17 protein-coding genes are annotated in these 20,135 nt (G+C 39.4%); all 17 read right to left on the reverse strand.

All coding sequences use genetic code 11. The annotated features are described in order from the left end of the window. Positions 1-46 precede the first annotated feature (46 nt). On the reverse strand, positions 47-5,944 hold the full coding sequence (locus tag KUA57_RS05385; protein WP_218493796.1) for a ZmpA/ZmpB/ZmpC family metallo-endopeptidase: 5,898 nt from the start codon (positions 5,942-5,944) through the stop codon (positions 47-49). Between the two features lie 2 nt (positions 5,945-5,946). Further along, on the reverse strand, positions 5,947-6,510 hold the full coding sequence (locus tag KUA57_RS05390; protein ID WP_049510992.1) for a TIGR01440 family protein: 564 nt from the start codon (positions 6,508-6,510) through the stop codon (positions 5,947-5,949). A 114-nt stretch (positions 6,511-6,624) separates the two neighbouring features. Next, positions 6,625-8,316, reverse strand: coding sequence for a cache domain-containing sensor histidine kinase (locus KUA57_RS05395; protein WP_115904160.1), 1,692 nt, complete (start codon positions 8,314-8,316; stop codon positions 6,625-6,627). Further along, positions 8,313-9,050: a response regulator transcription factor gene (locus tag KUA57_RS05400; protein ID WP_084937094.1), complete on the reverse strand. Its 738-nt coding sequence runs from the start codon at positions 9,048-9,050 to the stop codon at positions 8,313-8,315. The genes KUA57_RS05395 and KUA57_RS05400 overlap by 4 nt, the downstream gene beginning before the upstream one ends. Positions 9,051-9,120: 70 nt before the next feature. After that, on the reverse strand, positions 9,121-10,233 hold the full coding sequence (msrB, locus tag KUA57_RS05405) for a peptide-methionine (R)-S-oxide reductase MsrB (RefSeq protein WP_218493797.1): 1,113 nt from the start codon (positions 10,231-10,233) through the stop codon (positions 9,121-9,123). 9 nt (positions 10,234-10,242) lie between these two features. Next, complete coding sequence (locus KUA57_RS05410; RefSeq protein WP_218493798.1) at positions 10,243-10,806, reverse strand: redoxin family protein; 564 nt, start codon at positions 10,804-10,806, stop codon at positions 10,243-10,245. 13 nt (positions 10,807-10,819) lie between these two features. Then, the gene (gene ccdA2, locus KUA57_RS05415) at positions 10,820-11,530 is read right to left on the reverse strand and encodes a thiol-disulfide oxidoreductase-associated membrane protein CcdA2 (protein ID WP_218493799.1); all 711 of its coding nucleotides are present in this window, start codon (positions 11,528-11,530) and stop codon (positions 10,820-10,822) included. A 166-nt stretch (positions 11,531-11,696) separates the two neighbouring features. After that, on the reverse strand, positions 11,697-12,245 hold the full coding sequence (locus KUA57_RS05420; protein WP_218493800.1) for a GNAT family N-acetyltransferase: 549 nt from the start codon (positions 12,243-12,245) through the stop codon (positions 11,697-11,699). A gap of 499 nt (positions 12,246-12,744) precedes the next feature. Then, the gene (gene nadE / locus KUA57_RS05425; RefSeq protein ID WP_070482141.1) at positions 12,745-13,569 is read right to left on the reverse strand and encodes an NAD(+) synthase; all 825 of its coding nucleotides are present in this window, start codon (positions 13,567-13,569) and stop codon (positions 12,745-12,747) included. After that, complete coding sequence (locus KUA57_RS05430; protein WP_218493801.1) at positions 13,566-15,026, reverse strand: nicotinate phosphoribosyltransferase; 1,461 nt, start codon at positions 15,024-15,026, stop codon at positions 13,566-13,568. The genes nadE and KUA57_RS05430 overlap by 4 nt, the downstream gene beginning before the upstream one ends. A 114-nt stretch (positions 15,027-15,140) precedes the next feature. Then, positions 15,141-15,629, reverse strand: coding sequence for a DUF6773 family protein (locus tag KUA57_RS05435; protein ID WP_218493802.1), 489 nt, complete (start codon positions 15,627-15,629; stop codon positions 15,141-15,143). Next, positions 15,619-15,828, reverse strand: coding sequence for a helix-turn-helix transcriptional regulator (locus KUA57_RS05440; RefSeq protein WP_020902217.1), 210 nt, complete (start codon positions 15,826-15,828; stop codon positions 15,619-15,621). The genes KUA57_RS05435 and KUA57_RS05440 overlap by 11 nt, the downstream gene beginning before the upstream one ends. 384 nt (positions 15,829-16,212) lie before the next feature. Further along, the gene (locus KUA57_RS05445; RefSeq protein WP_218493803.1) at positions 16,213-16,941 is read right to left on the reverse strand and encodes a hypothetical protein; all 729 of its coding nucleotides are present in this window, start codon (positions 16,939-16,941) and stop codon (positions 16,213-16,215) included. Between the two features lie 15 nt (positions 16,942-16,956). Beyond that, the gene (locus tag KUA57_RS05450; RefSeq protein ID WP_218493804.1) at positions 16,957-17,802 is read right to left on the reverse strand and encodes an ABC transporter ATP-binding protein; all 846 of its coding nucleotides are present in this window, start codon (positions 17,800-17,802) and stop codon (positions 16,957-16,959) included. Positions 17,803-17,981: 179 nt separating this feature from the next. Then, positions 17,982-18,140, reverse strand: coding sequence for a hypothetical protein (locus tag KUA57_RS05455; RefSeq protein ID WP_218493805.1), 159 nt, complete (start codon positions 18,138-18,140; stop codon positions 17,982-17,984). 45 nt (positions 18,141-18,185) lie between these two features. After that, positions 18,186-18,596 carry a GNAT family N-acetyltransferase gene (locus tag KUA57_RS05460; protein WP_218493806.1) on the reverse strand — a complete coding sequence of 137 codons (411 nt, stop codon included), beginning with the start codon at positions 18,594-18,596 and terminating at the stop codon, positions 18,186-18,188. A gap of 100 nt (positions 18,597-18,696) precedes the next feature. Further along, complete coding sequence (locus KUA57_RS05465; protein WP_023947824.1) at positions 18,697-20,061, reverse strand: amino acid permease; 1,365 nt, start codon at positions 20,059-20,061, stop codon at positions 18,697-18,699. Positions 20,062-20,135: the final 74 nt, after the last annotated feature.

Here is a 20,135-nt window from a genome sequence, read left to right on the forward strand (position 1 = left end):
ATTCAGACAAAGCCGATCTACCTTTTTATTATTTTCTTACTATTGATTATGCTTTAGTGAATAAATCACCAGCAAATCCATCTGATTTTTGCAAGAGTTGTTTGTAAACCTTCCATTTAAGATCTACAGTATTCTTGAAATCATTACCTTGAAGGTCTTTTTCGACCGCTGCATCAAATAAGGTCTGAAGTTGTGCGTAAGTTGAAATCTTTTGACCATCGATTTCAATTTCAACAAAACCTCTTTGGGCTTTTTCGTGTACTTCATGATACCATGCTTTCTTCCATGCTTCTAAGCTTTGGAATTTGCCGTTAGAAACTTTATTAATAATAAAGTCATCACCAAGACCTACATTACCAGCAGCTTTAGATTCTTGCTTGTATTTGTTTGATGCATAACCTAAGAACCCGTCTAGATAACCGAAGTAACCCCACATACGGAAGGTATTATGTTTGAATGAGATTGAACCAACCGCACTCTTACTTGTATTACCACCATAAATACCTGTCATCATATTTACTACAGTATAAGCAGAATCAAATCCTTCAGTACGGTAATGACCATTTCCTGGTAATCCATGTTTCGTTGCAAAGTTTCCATCAACCAGTTGATCAATACTTGTCAGCTTCGTATTCTTTTCGCCATCATTCAAATCACGAACTAAATCCCATTGGTGTGGTTCACCAACTAAGCCATTGCGATCCGCTTTTTCACGATATTTCTTATCGATCTTCTTGAACCACTTATCATTTGTTCCAGTATTTTTCTTGATGACAGACTCAGCTTCTAAGTAATCAAGCATCATCATGGATTCATTGTAATTCTTCATGTAGTGATCGATTTTCTCACGACTATTTAACACATTCGGATTATAGTTGTAAATTTGATTTCCATCATTTTGACGTTCGTAAGCCATGTTTAATCCTAAGGCACCATATTCACCATTTGGATTTGAAACTGATGGTGATTGTAACATACCTTGAGCAAAGGCTTCAACATCTGTTCCTTCACGGTGACGCCATGTTCCTAAGTAGGCCATACGGTCATTGATGTGAGTTGTTTCGTGAGTGAATGCAGATGTACCAAAATCACTAATCATGCTAGAGATGATGTAATATACAGCCTCTTGTGGTTGTGGATTTTGGAAGATATAAGCGTATGCACCCATTCCATTGTATCCGTGCCACTTATCAGTCGGACCATAGAATTCACGAATTGGAGCAAAATCGCCTTTCTTCGTATGTCCCATACGGTCAACCCATCCCAAACCTGGTACATCATGGTTATCCCAAATTGCAGATGGTACCATATTTTCACTCTTAAGAAGATTATTTCGTACATTATCTGCAGCAAGTCTTGACCAGAAGTCTAAATAATTGATTTGTTCTTGCGCACGTAAATCAACTTGCTTCTTGAACGCTTCACGTTCTTCTGCTGTGTTCTTACCGTATTTCTCAAATGAACTAAACGCAATGGTATTATAGGTCGTAATTAAGATCATATGCGCTTTCTTCAAATTCAGAAGTGGTAGAATATAACGTCCGTGATGTCCATTATTAATTACTTCATACAATTTATGTTTCTTATTAGCGAAATCTGGATTTGATGATTGTTTCTCAACAACATAAGCGTTATCTGCAATGTTATTCTTGAACCAAGTATTCATATCTGTTTCACTAGTGAATAATTCCATGTTGTACTTCAGGAATTCGTGTAAGTTAGCTTTACCAGTAGCACTTGCAAGAGCTCTGTTAAATGCATCATGTGATTGATCACCTTTTAGGTTGTTACCATTTGAAGCGAAGCTGATTAATCTATCAAGTACGTTAACGTTCTTACCGTAGAAATCAGGTTTGAAGGTCATCATATTTTTGATATTTAATCCGTCAAATTTAATTCCATAGTATTGGTTTAAATAAGCCAGAGCTAACATGATTTTAGCTTTGTTATCTTCAACTTTTTTAATCAATGCACGTTTAGCTGCTTCGTCCGTATTTAATTGATGGTCTTCATTTTCAACTAAAGCTTTAACTAAAGCATCAAGATTATCTTTTACTTCTTTGAAGCTTTCTTCCATGTATAACATCTTAGGATTGTTATTAATCTTACGAACTTCATCTGAATCAAGTTCAACAGAAGCTAATTTAGCTTTGATATCGCTGATCAATTGTGTCCTATCTTTAACAACCATATTTGGTGTATAGACAATATCACCTAATCCTTCAATACTATATTCACGAACTTGTTGAACCTTAGATTCTTTTTGTGTAATAGCTTTAATTTCTTTCGTCTTATCAGCGTAATGAATCATAATGTGATCAGCATCTGATAAGTCGGTCACAAATTGTCCATCTTTCATACCTGTAACAGATAAAACTTCAGTAGTTAGTAATTTAGAATTTGCAGGAATCTTATTACCTTGGTTGACAATCCATTCTTTATTGTAGAACGGTTGAAGTTTTTCAATGTTACGGTAAGCAAGCTCACGAGATGCGTCATAATCTTGAGTATCCTTGTAAGTGTCAGATTTTGGTTTTACACTATTTAGTGTATCTTCCACAAGTGGAGCAATTTCAAATTTATCAGCTGTAATCCCGAATGACTCTATTTTCTTGTTGGCTTCTTCTAAGCTGATCTCTTGGATTCGTTTACTACGAGAACCGTTAAATGAGTGAGAACCTTCACTCACATCTTTAACAACGTAGTTTCTTTCAATCCAGTTTTTTGTGTAATATCCACCTTCTGCTTCTAAATCTCTAGAACCGTAGAATTCTTCACCGTTTTTGACTTTCATCATTGAAACTGTGTCAGCAACACGCCCCCATGTCCAGTTTTTACTAATGAAACCACCTACCTCAACAGGGTTCTTCACATCAATAGTTCCTTTAGTAACAGCGTTACGAACAGAAGCGTATTTATCAATACCATTAGGATCAGAACCGTTATCGGTTCTAGCGACAAGTCCACCAACACGTGCTCTATCTGCAACAATATCAGCATCTACGTATGCATGTTTAATATTACCACGCCAAAGTTCTCCGGCGATACCACCAAGATCCCAACCTTTATTACCGACACCTGTTAGTTTACCGATGAAAGCAACATTTTTAAGAAGTCCACCAGTATCTCCTTTATTTACGATACCAGCAATACCATCTTTACCAAGGATACTACCAGTTACCTTAACATTTTCAACTGTGGCATTTTTAATTACTCTTGATAGTGCGGAAATATTTTCAATCCAAGGCATATTAATATTAACATTACCTAAGTTAATGTTTTTAACTGTACCGCCTTCAACGTTATCGAATAACTGACGAGCCATATTATGAATGGTATATTGTTTACCGTCAACACTTGTTAAAGTTCCGCTAAATTTACCAGGTACATATTGTTTATTCGGAGTTGGTACATTTGCTGCATTCAAATCTGCACCAAGTTTAAAGGTACCACTTGGGTTAGCTTTCATAGCCGTTACTAGGTCTTTAAAGCTATAATATACATCACCATCGTGTGCTTTTTGTTTTTCAAAGTAATGGACATACTCGTTTGCCAATTTAGAAGCATCTATGTGCTGAACTAAATCAGGAGCTGTTGCAGTAACTTTAAATAACGTTTTTCCGTCTTTTTCTATTTCTTCAATCTTGGCAACAGCCAGTCTTGTAACTTTGTTGTCGTGAGTTGTAACTCGTAGGTAGAGTGGAGCAAGATTAGCTGGTTTTTCTGTCAGCAAACTAGTGTCTGTTTCGTTTCCGTCAGCATCAACACTTATCAAGCTTGTTTCTTTGATGTTTTTGATTTCAACTTTTTTGAGATCAATTCTTAGCGGCTCTTCCTTCAGAACTTCTTCCTCATCACCCTCACCACGGTCATAAACCATCTTCGTTTCAAGTTTATAATCTTTGTAGTACTGTAAGTCTGTCAAAGAAGCTGTTAGATCTTCTGGTGAAACATTCAATGTCTTCACAATCTCGTCACCTTTTTTCAGAGTTAGGGTGATAGATTTAATGGCTGCCTTACTTGGATTTTCCAAATTATAACGAATTTGAGATGATCGTTTCAAATCTTGAACATCAACAAGTGACAAACTTAAGATTGGTTTTTCAAAGTTTTTAGTTCCTAATTTGACGATACGATCTTGGTCTAACTCCAGAACCTGTTCCACAATTTTAGGTGCTTCTTCAGTTTTTAAACCTTTGATAGTTTTGTAAGTTTTGGTAACTTTTTTCTGCCCATCTTTTCCTTCTTGGACAGTAACTCTTTCACCTTTTTTCAGTTGGTCATCTTCTTTAACAACTTCCTTAAATGGAATCTTTTCAAGACTTTCTTCTACCAGAGTTCCTTCAATTGGTTTTGTTCCACGACTTACCTGTTGGTTTACAGGTTCCTTGGTAACTTCTGTGCTAGTTGAAAGAACTTGGTCCGTTTTAACACCTTCTACTGTTTTATAAGTTGTTTTAGTAACTTGGCTACCTTTTTCACCATTTCGTAGGACAGTTTCTTCGTCCGTATACTTAGTTGGGTCCTCAATCGTCTCAGTTTTGTAGTCTAAGTCTGTAGTCGATGTTTCAACAAGGGTTCCCTCAGTTACTTTGTACTCAGGTAACTGATCTTGTACAAGGGCTTGACCAGTTTTACCATCCTCTTGTGTACCTTTTGCTTCAACTGGAGCCTCTGGTAAGGTTGGTTGTGTTAAGGCTTGGCCTTCTTTGCCTTCCTCTTGGGTACCTTTTGCTTCAACTGGAGCCTCTGGAAGTTCTGGTTGTGTTAGAGCTTGACCTTCTTTTCCTCCCTCTTGTGTACCTTTTGCTTCAACTGGAGCCTCTGGTAAGGTTGGTTGCGTTAGAGCTTGGCCCTCTTTACCTGGTTCTTGAGTCCCTTTTGCTTCTACTGGAGCCTCTGGCAATTCAGGTTGTGTTAAGGCTTGGCCAGTTTTACCTTCCTCTTGCGTCCCTTTAGCTACTTGATGAGTTGGTTCAGCTTGTGGAGTTGGAGTTGGAGCAGGTTGCACCTCTTTCTTCGTTCCGACTGCAATCACTTGTGACACAGGATTTTGAACCACTTGGTCTTCGATAACTTCTCTAACTTCTTGACCATTAACCATTGATACTTTGGTTACAAGGCGGCGCTGACCATTTACTCCGGCTGTGACGATACGAGTCTGTCCTTCTGCTAGATTCGCATCTGGGCTTGTGACTGTTTCAAACGGAATCTCTACCAAGCTCTCTTCCTGTCTAGTTTGAGGCTTCTCAGAAACTGGTTTTTCTTGAACTACTTCTGTCTTCTCGATTTCATTTGCACTTTGCTTTTCTAATGACAACTGAGGCTTCTCAGCTGAGGCTGGTCTTGATGGATGGAGTTCTGCTTCCTTGAAGTATCCAATGTATTCATAGCCATCAATGTGGATAATCCCTTCAGCCAAACCTTCATGTGTAGAAGCCGAAATAGTTTGGTTATAAGAAAGCAATTCTTTATTTTCAAACGCAAATGTGGTGAAAGGAACAAAGTTGCTTGCACCAATCGAACTAATTAATAAGACACCAAGCACCTTACCACGATGTTTTTTAGAGATTAATAAAACAGCCAAAGAAGCCGTAGCCAACCCTATACCAGCCAAGGCTAATTCTTTACTCCCTGTATAAGGAAGTTCTTGGTAGGTACTAGCTTTCTTTCGATACACTGCATAGATAATATCATCCTCTTGAAACTCCGAAGGGACTTCATGGTGAATTAAGGCTTTTTCAGACTCGGTCAACTCCTGCTCCGCCAAATAACGGTAATGAACGCTATGAGCTCCACCAACTTCATTGGCTTGTACCTTATCTACTGAAAGGGCACTTGCACCAAAAAGGAAGGCCCCGATGGCTACAGGACCAACCCCAACAGTTAACTTGCGAATGGAATATTTAGTAATTTTTTCAAGTTGTTGTTTTGTTTTTCTCATTCTTATGACTTTCTAATAGAATCTTGCGGATAGTGCGCACGCGCACCTCCAATTAATTTTGGACGACTAGCAAGAGCCGTTACATGGGCATGCCCAATTTCTCTCAAAAGAGGGCGAATCGGAACCTGAACATGCTTGACATGCATGCCAATTGCAGTGTCTCCGATATCCAATCCAGCATGAGCCTTGATAAATTCAACCTCAACTGGATCTTGCATAAACTTGAAGGCTGCCAACTGACCTGAACCTCCTGCATGAAGGGTAGGAAGGACACTAACTATTTCCAGAGCAAACTGCTCTGCAACCTGACGTTCAACAACGAGGGCCCGATTGACATGTTCACAACCTTGAACAGCTAGATGAATTCCTTTTTCCTCTAGGATATCTAGGATGGTCTTCACAATGATTTCCCCAATTTCTTGGCTGGATTCCTTACCAATCTGACCACCTATCACTTCACTAGAAGAAAGGCCCAAAACAAAGATAGATCCTTGCTTCAAATTGGCCTTTTCTAACACATCTTCTACAATCTGGCTTGTTTCTCTTTGAATGTCTTTTTCCTTCATACTTGATACCTCTTTTGTCACTATCTATCATATCGTTTTTTCTTGTTTTTAGCAAGATAGACAACCTAGAAAGCTTGCCCAATTACGCATAAAACTCCCAGAATTGACTGGGAGTTAGCTAGTTTCTATTCTATTTATGTATATTTCAACCGTCGTTCCTTTGCAAGGTGCAGAATCAATCTTCATCTGATAATCTTCTCCAAAATGAAGTTTAAGACGCTGGTCAACATTTGGCAGACCAACTCCTCCACGTTTGAGCTGACTCTGACTACTATCGCTAGCATCTTGGAAGCCAACGCCATCATCTTCAATGCGGATGACTAGTCCTCTATACTGTTTCTGAACAGAAACTTTAATATGTCCCTGACCTTCCTTCTCCTTGATGCCATGGTAAAGAGCATTTTCTACTAGAGGTTGCAACACCAGCTTGGGCAAGACTAGATTATCGAAGGCAGGATTTTCATTAATTTCGTATTCCAGCTTATCGCCATAGCGTTGTTTCTGGATAAAGAGATACTGGCGGACATGGTTAATTTCGTCAGACAGGCAAATCAAATCTTTACCCTGATTGAGCGCTAGGCGGAAATAAGTCGCCAAGGACTTGGTCACCTGAACCACTCGCTGACTATCCTGAAATTCAGCCATCCAGATGATGGTGTCCAAAGTATTGTAGAGGAAATGGGGGTTAATCTGACTCGACAAGGCTTGAAGTTCATACTGACGGGTCGTTTCTTCCTGTTTGCGCACATCTGCCATCAGCTGATCAATCTGATCCAACATGGCATTAAACTGACGAGTCACTTCTCTCAGTTCATAGGCACCAGCTTCTTTGGCACGAAGATTTTGAGCACCAGAAGCAATTTCCAACATTGTTTCTCTCAAATCCTTCAAAGGGGCAATCCAGCGTTTAAGACTGAACCACACCAAACAGAGACAGGCCAGAAGAGATGTAACGCTAGCACCGAGCAAGGTCCACATGAGTTGACTCCGAACCTTGTCTAGCTTCTCCAGTGAAGACACGCCCAGCACCGTCCAATCAGTTCCTGCAATCTTTTCTTGACTGACATAGGATTTGTGATCTGGAGTATAGCCCTGCCCTGTCTCAATATAGGGTTTCATGGCCTCCATTTCGCTAGACGAACTATAAACTGTGTGTTGAGGATGATAAACAAATTCATGATTTTCATTGATGATAAAGGCAAAGCCCTGCTGACCCAACTGAAGTTGGTTAAGATAGGCTTCCAGAGTTTCGTAAGAAATATCCAAACGAAGAACGCCCAGATTAGCTCCCTTTGCATCAACAAGTTCTTGAGTGACAGAAATGACCCACTGGCTATCTGATTTACGAGCTGGTGTCAAAACGGGCTTAGCTCCCTGATGAATAGCCTTTTGGTACCAATCCTCAGTCATCATATCTGAGGAAGTTTTCATCTGCACACTATCATCCGTAGAAATGACCTGACCAGATTTGGTTACCAGTACAACAGCTTTCAAGTCCTGGTCTGCCTTCAAAATGGTCAAAAATAGATCTCGAATTCCCTTGACCTTGTCTTGATTGGGGTTCTCAGCATAAGCTAGGACGTCCGCCTGCTGGGTCAAGCTAGTCGAGGTGGTTTCTAATTTTTTGATATAAGAATGGATAAAGTGACTAGTCTGGCTGATAGTCGTTTGGCTATTGCCTTCAATGGTAGCCTCAATGGCTGAAGAACTAGATTGATAGTAGAAAGTCCCAACCAGAGCTAGGAGAATGAGAAAGACCAGAAAGATAGAAATAACCATTCTAACTAGGAGTGAAGAACGCTTCATCGACCTTCCCCCTTCTTAAACTGACGAGGTGTCACACCTGCAATCTGTTTAAAACGTTGGGTAAAGTAGTTCATATCTTCAAAACCAACCTTCTCTGCAATCTCGTAAATTTTCAGATCCGTAGTTAAAAGCAAGAGCTTGGCCTGTTTGACACGTTCTCGCACCAAATAATCCTGAAAAGGTAGGCCCAACTCTTTCTTAATCAAGGAACTCAGATAAGTCGGGCTAAATCCCAAGTCACTAGCCAAAGACTTTAAACTAAATTGACTATCAGCCAGATGAGACTGAATTTTCTGAGCAATATTTCCCTCAAACTTATCAGTCAATAAATCTTGTAACTGCTCTTCCTTTTCTTCCTTATCCAACTTTTGCTTGATTTTCCCCAACATTTCCTCAATATCCTGACGAGAAAAGGGCTTGAGCAGGTAGTCATCCACACCGAGTTTGACAGCAGACAAGGCATAATCAAAATCATCGTAGCCTGTTAAAAAGACCAAATGAACCTGAGGATAGGTTTCTCGTACCAGACTGGCTAACTGGATGCCATTCAGCTGAGGCATGTTGATATCGGTTAAAATAATATCTGGCACCTGCTTTTGAATCAATTCCCAAGCCTGCCTTCCATTTTCAGCCTGACCGATGATTTCCATATCGTAGGCTGCTACATTGACCAGCTTGGTCAAACCTTGTCTTACCAGATATTCATCTTCTACGATTAAGATTGTATAGGTCATGCTCGGCTCCTTTGTCACTTACTAGTATCAGTATAGCAAAATTCTCCTCTAACTGCTTAGGAAAGCCCTCTTAATCGACATAATCTAGTAAATAAGCGTAACCTTTTTCTTCCATTTGATCTTTGGGAATAAAGCGGATAGAGAGACTATTGATACAGTAGCGTAAGCCACCCTTGTCCTGTGGGCCGTCCGTAAAGACATGGCCAAGGTGAGAATCTCCAACTCGGCTCCGCACTTCCATGCGTGTCATATTGTAAGACTTATCTTCCTTGTAGGTAGCAACATCTGGACTGATGGGTTGGGTAAAACTAGGCCAGCCACAACCAGACTCAAACTTATCCTTTGATGAAAAGAGGGGTTCGCCAGTTGCCACATCCACATAGATACCAGATTCAAATTTATCCCAGTAGCGGTTTGAGAAAGCTCGTTCTGTTTGATTTTTCTGAGTAACTGCATACTCCTCAGGTGACAGGGTCTTTTTCAATTCCTCATCACTTGGTTTGGGATATTTGCTGCCATCGATGACGGGGTAGGCCGCCTGATTAACATTGATATGACAGTAGCCATTTGGATTTTTCTTGAGATAGTCTTGGTGGTAATCCTCTGCCACTACAAAATTCTTCAAGGGTTCCTTTTCAACTGCTAGAGGTTGGTCGTATTTCTTAGCCACCTCATCAAAGACTTGGTTAATCACCTCTAAATCCTTGTCATCTGTGTAATCAACACCAGTACGGTACTGGGTTCCCACATCATTTCCTTGTTTATTTTTGCTGGTTGGATTGATAATGCGGAAATAATGAAGCAGGATTTCCTTGAGGGAAATTTGATTAGCATCATAGGTAACATGAACAGTCTCCGCATGACCTGTTTGGTTAATCAATTCGTACTTGGTTGTTTCCCCTCTACCATTTGCATAGCCTGATACGGCATCTGTCACACCGGGAACGCGTGAGAAATATTCCTCAACTCCCCAGAAACATCCTCCAGCTAGATAAATTTCGTGCAAATCTGCGTCTTTGCTAACTTCTGTTTTTTTCACTGTTTTTCCTCCTTGGCTAACTGATGCTTTCTCAATTTGCGAGCTATCTGTCTGCCCTGCATTTCGCATCAATAGAAAATAGAAACCGCTTATGGCTAAGAAAAAGATTCCTGCCAAGACAAACAATTTTACTTTATCATTCATGATCTTTCTCTACCCCATTTCTTTCAATGTTTTTAAAATCATATCCTTATCCATAAAACCAGGTTGCGTTTTGACCAGCTTTCCTTCCTTGTCTATAAAGGCTTGAGTTGGGTAAGAACGGACACCATAACTTTCCAAAAGCTTGCCTGACGGATCAATTAGAACTGGGAAATTTTTATAATCCAAGCCCTTGTACCAGTTTTTAAAGGCCGACTCTGCTTGTTCCCCCTTGTGTCCAGGAGACACCACTGTCAAGACCACATAATCATCACCAGCATCCTTAGCAATTTCATCTGTATCTGGTAGACTGGCTAGACAGATGGAACACCAAGAAGCCCAGAATTTGAGATAGATTTTCTTACCCTTATAATCAGACAAGCGGTAGGTCTTGCCATCTACTCCCGTCAGTTCGAAATCAGCAACTGTCTGACCTTTAGTCGCAGTTTGCGAACTAACTTGTTCTGTTTTTGTTTGCTCCTTCATAGTAGATTCGTCTGACATGTTTTTAGCCGAACAGGCTGCCAGGCAACAAATTGAGCCTACTCCAAGGAGACATGTTTGCCATTTTTTCATTTCTTCTTCCTCTCTATTCAAATAATGTAGTCAAAATGGAAGCATTTCCCAAAAGAACCAAAATTCCCATCACGATAATGAGCAAACCACCCACTTTTTTGAGTGTTCCGAGATAAGGATGGAGTTTCCGGAAATGTTTCAAAATATAGCTGGATGCTAGAGCTAGAACCAAAAATGGTAGCGCTAGACCCAGCGTGTAAATCAACATGAGAGCAGCTCCCTGCCAAGCACCTGAGCCACCTGAAGCCGCCAAAGCCAAAACAGAGCCCAGAACCGGTCCTACACATGGCGTCCAAGCAAAACTGAAGGTCAACCCCAGTAAAAATGCCTGACTATAGCCCTTACCCTTTTGCCCCTGTCTCTGTAGTTTTAGCCTTCTTTCCTTGTAAAGTCCCTGAAAATGTAAGACTTCCATCTGGTGCAAGCCCAAAAGAATGATAACCGCACCCGTCACATACTGAAACCAAGAAGCATACAGCAAATTGCCTAAAAAACCAGCTCCATAGCCTAGTAAGATAAAAACAAAGGAAATCCCTATTATAAAAGCTAGAGTTCGCAATAGACTAACAAGTGAGATTGAATATTTTCCACTAGAAGCCTGAGCACCATCTTTGTCATCCAACAAGACCCCTGCATAAACCGGTAACAAGGGTAAGATACAAGGAGAAAAGAAGGAAAGAATTCCAGCAAGAAAAACACTGATAAAAAAGATTATATTATCCATTGCCTTCCTCCATTCTTTGATTTGATAGGATTATTATAGCCCCAAAATTCCAGAAAAAACAGGGACAATGATAGGGAAAAATAGGAATTTAATCAGGTTATGTAAAAAATATTGCAAAAAAAGCCAGACACAGTCTGACTTTGATGGAAACAGAAAAGAAATTTCACTAGTCTTCCCTACTTATCTGATAATAAATAAGGTCCGCAAGATAGCCTTTTCTCTCTACACCATTGGTAATAGTCTTTAGATAGGACATTCCAGCCTTCTCCATGACACGACCTGAAACTGGATTGAGACTAGCATATCGTGCTCTGACATCTTGAAAACCTGCTTGAGTAAAACAGAAATCCAAGACAGCTTTCAAGGCCTCCGTCATTATACCATGACCCCAGTATTTCTTGCCTAACACATAACCAATTTCACAAGAAGAATCGTTCTCATCTATTGCAACGATGCTGATATCTCCTATCACCTGCTCTGGCTTTTCTTTGAGACAAATGGCCCATTTGTAATAGTTGGGATTTGTATAAGAGGCAACCCAATTACGAATGGAATTTCGAGTCACATCGACATCAGAATGGGGATCCCAAGTGACATAGGTCAGATTCTCAGCGGATGAAGCCCAATTCTGAAACATGGCTTCTGCATCACTTTCCACAAATCTTCTTAAAATCAAACGTTCTGTCTGTAATGTTTGTGTACCGATAGATTTCACGAAACTACCTCGCTTTCTGATAGATGATTCTATGTCCAATCTCCATTTATATTTGCTTTGCTTTTGAATTTCAAGGTAATAAGCTAAAAAGGTTTCTCGGACCTTCTTCGCTTACCTGTTTCCATGCTCAGGGTAAAAAGACTAAACTCAGTAACAACTAAAAAACAAGTTTTTCATCTAGTTCCTTGACGCAGTCGCTGTCTGGTTTGAAATACGCTCTAGCAAGCTTTTTCAAACCTAGTCATCGTTGCGGGGGTGAAACGACAAAATCGAACTCGGTGAGTTACCGAACCTTCCTCGTTTTTCTATTTTTAGACTCGGGCTAAAAAGGCCCCCCGGACCTTCTCTCACTTTCTTATTTCAAGGCGAGAGGCTGAAAACCTCCACTGGAGGTTATTCTTGCTCTCGAGTTTCAGGGCAAGAAGCTAAAAAGGTCCCCCGAACCTTCTCTCACTTTCTTATTTCAAGGTGAGAAGCTGAAAACCTCCACTGGAGGTTTTCACTCCCAAAAGTCATCAAAGACAGTGATGGGCAGGTGGCGTTTATGTTGACCTTTGTACCACCAGTTTTCGATAGTCTCTTGGGCTTCTGGGCTGATTGTTTTGCCTTCTAGGTAGTCGTCAATCTCTTCATAAGTGACTCCGAGTGCTACTTCATCAGCTAGGCCTGGTTTATCTTCTTCTAGGTCTGCTGTTGGGATTTTTTCATAAAGGGCTGGGTCTGCACCTAGTTCCTTCAATAATTGTTTTCCTTGGCGTTTATTGAGGCGGAAAAGGGGTAAAATATCTGCACCACCGTCACCAAACTTGGTAAAGAAACCTGTGATATTTTCCGCAGCATGGTCTGTCCCAATGACCGCTCCGCTATGGGAACCAGCAAGGGCATACTGAGCAATCATACGACTACGAGCCTTGATATTCCCCTTGTTGAAGTCCGAAACAGGACTACCTGTCGCTTCAACTGCAGCTGTCATGGCGTCAGCTGATTCCTTGATATTCACAACCAAGCTGACATCTGGTTGGATGAATGCTAAGGCTTTTTGAGCATCTGCTTCATCAGCTTGCACTCCATAAGGCAGACGGACAGCGATAAATTTATAGCTGTCGTCTCCCGTTTCTGCTCGCAGTTCTTCCATAGCTAATTGAGCTAAACGTCCTGCTAAGGTTGAATCTTGTCCCCCAGAAATCCCTAATACAAAGGTCTTTAGGAAGGGGTGTTTTTTCAAGTATCTTTTTAAGAAATCAATAGAACGACGGATTTCTTCCTGGGCATCAATCACTGGTTTGACACCCAGCTCTTGGATAATCGTTTCTTGCAAACTCATTCTTCTTCTCCTTCACCAAGGGCTTCCTTGCGCATTTTGTCAATCAAGTCCATCTTGTCTTGCCATACATCACGCGCCAAATCCACTGGATAATGCTGAGGATTGAGCACGCGCTTGTATTCATCCCAAAGCTTGTCAAATTCCTTACGAGCATAATCCTGAATCTCAGTCAAGCTAGGCAGGTTGTAAATCAATTTTCCGTCTTTGAAGATATCCACTAAGAGAGGAACAGCGTCAAAATTACGAACCGTCTTCTTGATGTAAGTATAGGTCGGATGGAACATCTTGATTTCTGTCATGCTGGCAACATCTACGCCATCATAAGTGATATAGTCTCCTTCTGACTTGCCTTTTTCACGACTGGTAATGCGCCACACCTGCTTCTTACCTGGTGTAGACACTTTTTCAGCATTATTTGACAGCTTGATGGTATTGCGCATCTGGCCATTTTCATCTTCGATTGCAACAATCTTATAAACTGCCCCAAGAGCTGGCTGGTCATAGGCTGTAATCAGCTTAGTTCCCACGCCCCAGACATCAATCTTGGCCTTTTGCATCTTGAGGTTGAGGATGGTATTTTCGTCCAAATCATTTGAAGCATAAATCTTAGCCTCTGTAAATCCAGCCTCGTCCAATTGCTGACGAACTTTCTTGGAAATGTAAGCAATATCCCCAGAGTCAATCCGCACACCCATAAAGTTAATCTGGTCACCTAGCTCACGCGCCACCTGAATGGCCGCTGGTACACCGATACGAAGGGTGTCATAGGTATCCACAAGAAAGACACAGTTTTTGTGGGTCGCAGCGTAAGCCTTAAAGGCCTCATAGTCGTTACCATAAACCTGTACCAAGGCATGGGCATGGGTCCCCAAGACAGGAATGTCAAAGAGTTTACCCGCACGCACGTTGCTAGTTCCATTGGCTCCACCAATCACCGCTGCGCGTGTTCCCCAGATAGCCGCATCCATCTCTTGCGCCCGACGTGTCCCAAACTCCATCAAGGGTTCATCTTCTATAACTGAACGAATACGTGCTGCCTTGGTCGCTATCAAGGTTTGAAAGTTAACGATGTTTAAGAGAGCCGTTTCGACCAACTGACATTGGGCTAGAGGTCCTTCCACCTGCACAATCGGTTCATTAGCAAAAACCAAGTCCCCTTCTTGGGCAGAACGAACGGTCAACTCCAACTTGAAATTGCGAAGGTAGTCCAAGAATTCCCCATGATAGCCTAGCGACTCCAAATAGGCAATATCACTATCTGAAAAACGCAAGTCTTCAAGATAACTCACAATTCTTTCCAAACCTGCAAAAACCGCATAGCCGTTCTTAAAAGGCTGTTGGCGGAAATAAACCTCAAAAACTGCCTTCTTATTGTGAATCCCTTGGTCAAAGTAAACCTGCATCATGTTAATCTGGTACAAGTCCGTGTGCAATGTCAAACTATCATCTGGATACATACTTTTCCTACTTCCTTAACTAGAAATACATGAAATTTTCAAAAACTTTCATGTATTCCAATAAATTAGTACTATTATATCACATTTTAGCTGGATTGAGAAAAGAGTAACAAGCTATTCTCCACTCTCCAGTTCATCCATATCTTGTTCAAACTTTTTCTGAGCCCATTCGCCATAGCTCTTAAGACCAAGATTGCCAATAAAGACCCAGGGAAGGTAAATAACATAAGTAATTGCCCAAGCAGATAGGTATTTAACGTTCAAAGGATTGTGCTGATAAACTTCTATGTTGAATTGATAATTCTGTAACATCAAAAGAGCCGTAATAGCCAAGGTTAGGAAAAAACAACCCAAAATCGTAAAATGAAAACGACTATAGTAGGTCACTCCCAGATAACGGGCACGATTGAAAAAGAAGAAAATTCCTACTATCAGAGTATAGACTAGAAAATTCGGATTAAAAAGAGATGGAGCCAACACTGCCACCAAATAGCTTAGAAGTACAAGCCCAATGAAAAGGGTAAAGGATTCCGCTCCAGCTTTATTGATTAGTTGTTCTTCTCTTTCGTCAAGTAATTGATAATGAATGAATTTATTTACCATCTTCTTCCTCCCAAAATAGTTGGTCTAGGGTTTTCCCTAAACATCTGCAAATGGACTGGCAGAGCGAGAGACTGGGATTGTATTTTCCCGCCTCTATCAAACCAATAGTCTGGCGCGTCACCCCGACAGCATCTGCTAGTTGACCCTGAGTTAAATCAAGCTCAACCCGAGCTAATTTTAATTTTAAATTTTTAGCCACCTGCGTCCTCCTTATAGTTTTAATACTCATCTACTCTTAAAAAATCTAAAACCAACACAAGCTGTCAGCTATTTATTATAACCTCATTAATTAGCACTCCAATATTATCTTCAGCATAAAATCAGTATGTTGGATTGTTTGAAATAAACTTCCTAGTTTGCTATTTAATTTTTTGTTTAGTATTAGCTTTAGTAGGGTCTTTTAAACGAGTTTTTATTTCTTGTATTTCTTGTTTAGTTTAGTTGGTTTCATATCACTATTATATAATGCTTTTGGAAATGAGTCTAGCATAAGAGAAAAACGTGTACACAACAAGAGCATGAGCATAGCAAGATGACTGATTTTTTACTGTATTTTAGGTATGCAAAATAATACTAAATAAAACTAAAATGAATACTTCTTGCTTTTCTTGAGAGTGAAAAAGTACAATAAAATGATTGTAGTGGTTGCCACAAGATACTGACTAATAGACATCGTATTTGAAGCCACAAATACAGGTAAAGAATAAAAAGGAAGAAGTTCAATTGCTTTGATAAACAAATCATTACTAGTATTCATCATAATCGTATTTAATATATTAGGGATAAAGAGTAGTAAAGCTACTAAAATACCAAATATCAAGCCACTTTTCAATTTGTATAAATAGAAAATGTAAGATAATAGAAAATAAAATAGGACTAACAAAATTGTATTGACTACAATAGCTACTATAAAATCTAATCCTAAATCACCTGGAACACCCAATTTACTTACGATGACTAGTAACACAATACCATTCAAAGCATAAATAATGGAAACTGAGATGGCATATAGAAAATTAGACAAGACGTAAATCATCCGATTTTTCTGTTGATTATAAAACAAACTTACCGTATTGTGAGAAAAATCTCTACTAATGACTCGGTTAGCATGTATAACAGCCATTAACATACCGAGCATAGCATAAAAATTTGAAATATGCTTAATACCAAGTGATGTCCCTTGAGTCTTTAGAATAAAGAATGTAACCAGTATCGGCGGTATAAACGAGATAATCAATCCGAGATATATTACGCCTGATGAATATAAATCTCTTATATTTTCCTTAAGAAAATTCAATTTATTTAATTTCATGATTATAACCTTTCTTTATTTTGAACGATTTAGATAAATATCTTTAAGCGTCTCTTTTTTAGTTTCAAAATCAACTACTTTAATAGAGTTTTCGTTAAAAAATTTAAAAAGCTCACTACTTTGAACATTCCCAGACATAGTAATTTTCAGTCCCTCTTCCTGAACAATATCCCCAAATTCTTGTTTGGTAATAAAAATGTCTTTATCTGTAGCTGATGAAAAAGCTATCTCAAACAAGCAATTATGACTATCTTTTCCTACTTTTTGGAATGTCAAAAGCCCGTTCTCCAAGAAAAGGACTCTCTCACAAATTTCTTCAATATCTTCTAATTTATGACTCGATATTAAAATTCCCACATTTTCATGTAAAGCTAAATTTTTTAGAACCGCTAAAACTATTTGTGATGATTCAATATCTAAACCATTAGTCGGTTCATCTAAAATCAATATATCAGGTTCCGTAACGAGAGTTAGAAGCAAAGCTAATTTTTGTTTTGTACCCAAAGAATAGGTCTTTACTTTTTTATTAATAGACTGAGTCAAATCTAACTCTTGGATCAAACTTCCAAATCTTTCTTGATTGTAGTCAATACCATATAAATTTGACAAATATTTTAAATTCTCTAAACCTGTTTTAGATAAAAATAATTTTGGTTCTTCGATTAAATACCCAACATTATCACTACTTATAATATTCCCTAAATTCGGTTGATTATTCTGAACAAGAATTTTCATCAATGTACTCTTGCCAACTCCGTTTCTCCCTACTAGACCAACAATTTCACCCTTATTAAGTGAGAAATTTATATCTTTGAGAATGGTTGAATGACCATAATTTTTACTTACATTTATAACTTCCATTTTTTAATTCCTCCATTAATATTCTTGGTTTTCTCTTTGATCATCATTAATTTTAAAAAGTTGCGCCTCTTTTTAACAACATTATATCATATATCTAACTTAATGCAATATATAAATGTCATTTTGTAAATTTTTATTAACAAAAAACTCTCTACCATAAAAAATAGAGAGTGTTAAGTTTAAATATAGGATTTCAAAATATCGACGACATCACTTCTTTTCTTAACCTTATAGACCTTGATTCCCAATTTCTCAGCTGCAATTGTATTGTCCTCAATATCACCTAGAAAGACATAATGTGTGGGATTTAACTGGTATTTATCGAGAATCCCCTTCATACTTATGTCAAGAACCCCTCTTTGCCTTATACTTTCATATTCACCTTACAAATTCTTTTGGTAATAATATCTTTGCCCAATGTAGGGATAGTCTTGTAACCTAAAGACTTCCTTGTAGCCATGCATTTTATAAAAATCTGGAGCTTGAAACTGGTGGGTATTGACAAAAGCAAAACGACAGTTTCGATTCTTAGCTTCACTTTCTGCCTGTTGCAATAGTTTTGAACCGATTCCTTGCCCTCGTAACTCCTCTTTCACAAACAAATACTCAATTTGCAACCAATTTCCAAAAGTCTCAGCCACCAAGCCAGCCAAGAGATTGCCCATCTCATCTTCAACATAAAGATTCAATGGCTCACTTTCAGCCTCTTCTCTTTTGGAACGGTTATAAGCACGAATCAAATTCCCAATTTCTTGTGCTTTCTGGGATTTCTCATTTTCCAATCTAAAGTACATCTAAATCTCCTTAAATACTGTTACAGCTTGATTATAGTCTTATTTCCAAAGACTGTCAAACTAGCAAAAACCCACCAACTTGAGTTGATGAGTCTTTAATCTATTTTCTAAATTTCCACTGGCTATAAATCCCGAAACCGATAATCCAGATAGCTGAACCAATTGCTCCTACAAAGGTAGACTCTTGCAAAAAGAGGGTTACAAAGACAAAGGCAAAGAAGAGCATGGTTAAAGGATTTAAGAAACGATAATGGGGCATGAGATAGCCATCCGCCATAAAGTCTGGTGACTTGCGATACTTAAGGTGAGCCACCATAATCAAGATATAAATGGCAATGTAGACACCTGATGATGATGCTGTAATCAAGGCAAAAGCATCCGAAACACCTGGCAAGACATTGATAAAGGCTGCTAGAGCAATCAAGATTGCTGAAGCGATGATGGCATTTTGTGGCACATTATGGCGAGAAAGAGTATCTGCCTTAATAGCCTTTAAGAATGGGTTTGGTGAATCATGGGCAATCTGATACAAGTGACGACCTGTTGAATAAAGGGTTGAGTTAAGAGCAGATGCTGCTGAGGTCAAAACGACGAAGTTAATTAAGGCTGCCGCCCACTTGATACCGGCCAATTCAAATACTGTAACAAAGGGAGAATCAGCCGATGCAAGCTCACGCCACGGAATGATAGCCATGATGGCTAATAGGGCTCCTCCATAGAAAAAGGCAATACGTAATGGAATTTCCTTAACAGCTTTTGGCAATACCTGACGAGGATTTTTTGTTTCAGAAGTCGTTACCCCAATAAACTCAATCATGAGGTAGGCAAAGAAAACCATCTGGAAGGCCATGACAAAGTTTACTCCACCATTTGGGAATAGGGAGAAATTATCGGTGATATTAGCCAAACTTGCTACTCCATGTGGTGTCTTAAAGCCTGTCAAGACCATAAAGACTCCTGTGGCAATCATAGCTAAAATAGCCACAATCTTGACCATAGCAAACCAAAACTCAACTTCCCCAAAGAGCTTCACCGCAATCAGATTTACTAAGGCTAGAATAGTCAAAAATCCAATCTCAATCATCCAACTTGGCCAGCTAGGGAACCAAAACTGAACATAGTGAGAGATAGCAGTGATTTCCGCCATACCGATAAAGACAACGGATAACCAGTAAGACCAAACTGAGAAATAACCCCAGCCCTTACCCAAATGGCGCGTGATAAAGTTGATAAAGGTATGTTGCTCAGGGTCTTGGTAGAGCATTTCCCCAACCGCACGCATCATGAGGAACATGAAAGCTCCAGTAATCATATAAATCAGTACAATGGAAGGACCTGTTAAGCTGATAGAGCGACCTGCTCCCAAAAAGAGTCCTGTTCCGATTGTTCCCGCAATGGCCATAACCTGTACGTGACGATTGGTTAGACCACGCTCCATCTTATTTTTTTTCTTCTTTGAACTCATAACGTCTCCAATTCAATTTAAAATGGAAAAAGGAGTGAGTGAAGCGCACTGCCTCCCCACTCCTTTTTTCTATT

The sequence above is a fragment of the Streptococcus vulneris genome, from assembly GCF_019218685.1.
Classification (GTDB): domain Bacteria; phylum Bacillota; class Bacilli; order Lactobacillales; family Streptococcaceae; genus Streptococcus; species Streptococcus vulneris.

Bases quoted from the DNA above. Each gene is read 5' to 3' on its own strand.
- KUA57_RS05385 (WP_218493796.1), bottom strand. From the start codon at position 5,944: ATGAGAAAAACAAAACAACAACTTGAAAAAATTACTAAATATTCCATT.
- KUA57_RS05390 (WP_049510992.1), bottom strand. From the start codon at position 6,510: ATGAAGGAAAAAGACATTCAAAGAGAAACAAGCCAGATTGTAGAAGAT.
- KUA57_RS05395 (WP_115904160.1), bottom strand. From the start codon at position 8,316: ATGAAGCGTTCTTCACTCCTAGTTAGAATGGTTATTTCTATCTTTCTG.
- KUA57_RS05400 (WP_084937094.1), bottom strand. From the start codon at position 9,050: ATGACCTATACAATCTTAATCGTAGAAGATGAATATCTGGTAAGACAA.
- msrB (WP_218493797.1), bottom strand. From the start codon at position 10,233: ATGAATGATAAAGTAAAATTGTTTGTCTTGGCAGGAATCTTTTTCTTA.
- KUA57_RS05410 (WP_218493798.1), bottom strand. From the start codon at position 10,806: ATGAAAAAATGGCAAACATGTCTCCTTGGAGTAGGCTCAATTTGTTGC.
- ccdA2 (WP_218493799.1), bottom strand. From the start codon at position 11,530: ATGGATAATATAATCTTTTTTATCAGTGTTTTTCTTGCTGGAATTCTT.
- nadE (WP_070482141.1), bottom strand. From the start codon at position 13,569: ATGAGTTTGCAAGAAACGATTATCCAAGAGCTGGGTGTCAAACCAGTG.
- KUA57_RS05430 (WP_218493801.1), bottom strand. From the start codon at position 15,026: ATGTATCCAGATGATAGTTTGACATTGCACACGGACTTGTACCAGATT.
- KUA57_RS05435 (WP_218493802.1), bottom strand. From the start codon at position 15,629: ATGGTAAATAAATTCATTCATTATCAATTACTTGACGAAAGAGAAGAA.
- KUA57_RS05445 (WP_218493803.1), bottom strand. From the start codon at position 16,941: ATGAAATTAAATAAATTGAATTTTCTTAAGGAAAATATAAGAGATTTA.
- KUA57_RS05450 (WP_218493804.1), bottom strand. From the start codon at position 17,802: ATGGAAGTTATAAATGTAAGTAAAAATTATGGTCATTCAACCATTCTC.
- KUA57_RS05455 (WP_218493805.1), bottom strand. From the start codon at position 18,140: ATGAAGGGGATTCTCGATAAATACCAGTTAAATCCCACACATTATGTC.
- KUA57_RS05460 (WP_218493806.1), bottom strand. From the start codon at position 18,596: ATGTACTTTAGATTGGAAAATGAGAAATCCCAGAAAGCACAAGAAATT.
- KUA57_RS05465 (WP_023947824.1), bottom strand. From the start codon at position 20,061: ATGAGTTCAAAGAAGAAAAAAAATAAGATGGAGCGTGGTCTAACCAAT.